1 protein-coding gene is annotated in these 2,803 nt (G+C 74.5%); it reads left to right on the top strand.

Annotated features, from left to right (window positions below):
• Positions 1 to 16: 16 nt before the first annotated feature.
• Positions 17 to 2,803, top strand: a 2,787-nt coding sequence (locus HS041_RS37945; RefSeq protein ID WP_304609576.1) for a non-ribosomal peptide synthetase, incomplete at its 3' end; no start/stop codon positions are given.

The raw sequence follows: 2,803 nt of genomic DNA, 5'->3' as shown, positions 1-2,803 counted from the left end.
GCTTTCGGCCGAGGGGTTGGCGTTCTGGCGGGAGGTGTTGCGGGGTGCTCCGGCGGTGTTGGAGTTGCCGCTGGACCGTCCCCGGCCGGCACGACGGTCGGGGGCGGGGGAGCGGGTGCCGTTCACGGTTCCCGCCGAGGTCGCGGCGGGACTGGGGGAGATCTGCCGGGGGTCCGGCGCCACGACCTTCATGGGGCTGCTCGGCGCGCTGAACGTGGTCGTCTCCCGCTACTGCGGCACGACCGACGTCGTGGTCGGGACGCTCACCTCCAACCGGGTGCTGCCCGAGCTCGAGGACCTGGTCGGGTTCTTCGTCAACACGGTCGTGCTGCGCACCGACCTGTCGGGCGACCCCGGGTTCGCGGAGGTGGTCGCGCGGTCGCGGGAGACGGCCGTCGCCGCGTTCGCGCACCAGGACGTGCCGTTCGACCGGGTGGTGGAGGAGGCCGCGCCGGTCCGGTCCGCGGGGGTGACGCCGTTCGTCCAGGTGGCGCTGGTGGTGCAGGACCTGCCGGAGCCGGGCGGGCGGCTGGACGGGGACGTGGTGGTGACGCCGGTGCCGGTGCCGGTGCAGGCCGCGGCCTTCGACCTGTCCGTGCAGGTGTGGTCTGAGGTGGGAGGGCTGGCCGGGTTCGTCGAGTACTCGACCGAGCTGTTCGACCGGCCGACCGTCGACGGGTTCGTCACGGCCTTCCAGCGGGTGCTCGCGACCGGGGCCGCCGAACCCGCGCTGCCGGTCTCGCGCCTCGCGCTGACCGAGCCGGAACCGGCCGCCGCCGAACCGCCGCCCGCCCGATGCCTCCACGACCTCGTCGCCGACGTCGCCCTGCGCACGCCGGACGCCGTGGCCGCCACCTGCGCCGGGGCCTGGCTCAGCTACGCCGAACTCGACCGTCGGGCACGACGGCTGGCTGCCCGGCTGCGGGCGTGCGGGGCGGGGCCCGGGTCGATCGTCGGAGTGTGCCTGCCCCGGTCACTGGACGTTCCGGTCGCGCTGCTGGCGGTGCTGCACACCGGAGCCGCCTATCTGCCGCTGGAGGCGGACTACCCGGTGGAGCGGCTGGCGTACATGCTGGACGACGCGGAGGCGCGGGTGGTCGTCGCCGACGGTGCCACCGTGTCCCGCCTCTCCGGGGGCGTCCGCGTCGTCACCCCGGACGATCCCGATGAGCGGGAGGGCAGCGGGGCCGGGTGGCGGGGGGCCCCGAAAGAAGACGGCGCAGAAGAAGACGGCGCAGAAGGCGGCGCGGAAGAAGGCGGCGCACAGGAGAGCGGCGCACGCGAGGACGGCGGGTTCGGGGGCGTTCCCGTGGATCCGGCGGGTCTCGCTTACGTGATCTACACCTCGGGGTCGACCGGGCGTCCCAAGGGGGTGGGGGTCGCGCACGAGGCCGTCGTGTGCCGGGTGCGGGATCCGGAGTGGCTGCCGCTGGGCGAGCACGAGGTGTTCATGCTGGCGACGCCGCTGTCCTTCGACGTCTCGGTGCTGGAGCTGTTCGGGTGCCTGGTCAACGGGCACACGCTGGCGATCATGCCTGCGGGGAAGGCGCTTCCGGAACGGGTGGCCGCGTTCCTCGCCGGCGAGCCCGTCACCGTGGCGTGGCTGACCGCCGCCCTCTTCCACGCGGTCGTGGACTGCGCCGACAGGCCCTTCCCGTCCGTACGGCACCTGATCGCCGGCGGGGACCAGCTCTCCGCCGACCACGTGGCCCGTGCGGCGGCGCTGGTGCCGAACGGACAGGTCGTCAACGGCTACGGGCCGACCGAGTGCACGATCTTCACCACGTCGTACGCGATTCCCGGCCACCACGGCGGGAGGGTCCCGATCGGGCACGCGTTGCCGTACACCGGGGCGCACATCGTCGGCCGCGACCTGCTGCCCGTGCCGCCCGGCGTCGTCGGCGAGCTGCTCGTCGCCGGTGCCGGTCTCGCCCGCGGCTACCTCGGGCGTCCCGCCCTGACCGCCGAGCGGTTCGTGCCCAACCCCTTCGCCGGTACGCCGGGCGAGCGCCTCTACCGCACGGGGGACCTGGTGCGCCGGCGCGGGGACGGGCTCATCGAGTTCCTCGGCCGGGCCGACCAGCAGGTGAAGATCCGCGGCTTCCGCGTCGAGCTGGAGGAAGTGGAGCAGGTTCTCCGGCGGCACCCGGCCATCGGGGACGCCGTCGCGACGGCTCCCGAGCACGACGGCGACCGCCGCGTGGTCGCCTACATCGTCCCCGCACCCGGCGGGGGAGCGCGGCCGGCACCGGCGGAGGTGCTCAGGCACTGCCGGGAGTCGTTGCCGGACTACATGGTGCCGGCGCTGTTCGTCACGCTGGAGGCGTTGCCCGTCAGCCCGAACGGCAAGGTCGACCGGGCCGCGCTGCCCCGGCCGGGCACCGACCGGCCCGACCTCGGCGGGTACGTGCCGCCGCGCGGGCACGTCCAGCGGGAGCTCGCCGGCATCTGGACCACGCTGCTGGGCCTGGACCGGGTCGGCACGCACGATCACTTCTTCGACGTCGGCGGGCACAGCCTGCTCGCCAGCAGGCTGCTGGCCCGTGTGAGGAAGACGTTCTCCTGCGAGGTCCCGCTCGCCGACTTCCTTGCGGCGCCGACCGTGGCGGCCCTCGCGGAGCTGGTCCAGGACCGGCTCGCCGCCGCTTCCTCCGCCGTCACGCCGGTCCGGCCCGCCCTCACCCGGGCCGCCCACAACGGCACGGTCCCGGTTTCGCTGGGGCAGCGGCGGTTGTGGTTCGTGGATCGGCTGGCGGGTGGCGCTCGTGAGTACGGGGTGGTGCTGGCGTTGCGGCTGGTGGGC

Source organism: Planomonospora sp. ID67723 (assembly GCF_015711605.1).
GTDB lineage: Bacteria > Actinomycetota > Actinomycetes > Streptosporangiales > Streptosporangiaceae > Planomonospora_A.
Note: the sequence above shows the minus strand (reverse complement) of the source record. Positions and strands in the feature narration are given on the sequence as shown.